Origin of the sequence: Streptomyces sp. NRRL S-495 (genome assembly GCF_000966955.1) — a bacterium.
GTDB classification, from domain to species: Bacteria; Actinomycetota; Actinomycetes; order Streptomycetales; family Streptomycetaceae; genus Kitasatospora; species Kitasatospora purpeofusca.
Genome location: NZ_JZWY01000566.1, coordinates 1 through 1,002, shown reverse-complemented (window position 1 = coordinate 1,002; position 1,002 = coordinate 1). Strand labels below are relative to the sequence as shown.

Annotated in this window: 1 protein-coding gene; it reads right to left on the bottom strand. The window is 72.6% G+C overall.

Annotation, left to right across the window (positions count from 1 at the left end; genetic code table 11):
- Positions 1 to 372: 372 nt before the first annotated feature.
- Positions 373 to 663 (bottom strand): alpha/beta hydrolase fold domain-containing protein, encoded by a 291-nt coding sequence (locus tag VR45_RS48010; protein ID WP_045942508.1) that lies wholly within the window; start codon positions 661 to 663, stop codon positions 373 to 375.
- Positions 664 to 1,002: the final 339 nt, after the last annotated feature.

The window sequence follows — 1,002 nt, the reverse complement described above, 5'->3', positions numbered from 1 at the left end:
CGCGAACGGCCTGGCTCCGGCTCGCGGCCAACTCGGTGTCGCTGACGTGCCCGGCCCGGAGGTCCGAGGCCGCGACCTGCAGCGCGGGGGGACGGGGGATGCTGCCGATGAGTTCGGTAGGGATCACGGCGGCAGAGTAGAGGGATCGGAGGTGCAGGGCTCCACCGACACGTGCGAGATGCCCAGGTGAGCCACTTTCAGGGCATCGCGTACCGCTCGGTTGACCCGGGAGCGCACGAGCCGAGCACGGGATTCGCTGACGGCCGGCGCCAGGTCGATCGGCTCGCGGTGGGGACGGCTCACCAGCGATGCAGCTTTACGTGTCCGGCACATCACTGACCGGCGCCTCGGGGGTGTGGCGGTGCCGGGTGCTCAGGCGAGGCCGGTGCTGTGCGCGGCGAGTGAGTCGTCCAGTGCCCTCGCCGCCGCGGGCACCTGCGGGGCGAGGGTGCAGAAGGCGTGGACCAGGTCCTCGTGGTTGCGGTGTTCGACCGGGATGCCGGCCGCGCGGAGCAGCTGGGCGTAGCGGATGCCTTCGTCGCGGATGGCGTCGCCCTGGACGGTGGCGATGTTGGCGCGGCGCAGTTCCTCCAGCGGGACCGTGTCGAAGTCGATCGCCGGCATGGTGTCGAGCAGTTTCTGCAGGGACGGGTCCCGAGGCACGGGTCGCTCACTCCTGTCACGTTCGACGGCGGCGCCCGGCGCCCCACGGTGAACGCTGTCCTCGGCCGGGGTCCGGGCCGCACGCCGATCACTCCAGGACGCAGAAGGGGCGGAGCCGGCGAAATGGACGTCGGCAGACGGCTCTCGTCGTCCTCCGGTGCCGCCGGCCACCGGAACCGGTGGCTGCCTCGCCACCCGGTCGACGACCGCGGGTGGCGTGCCCTGTCCGACGGGTCGTGCTGAATCCGCCGGACAGGCCTGGGCGTCACGGCCCGTGGCGTCGTAGTGCTCGCGCGAGGTGACTGCCCATCGGCGCGTCGGCCGTCTCCCCCCGGAGCG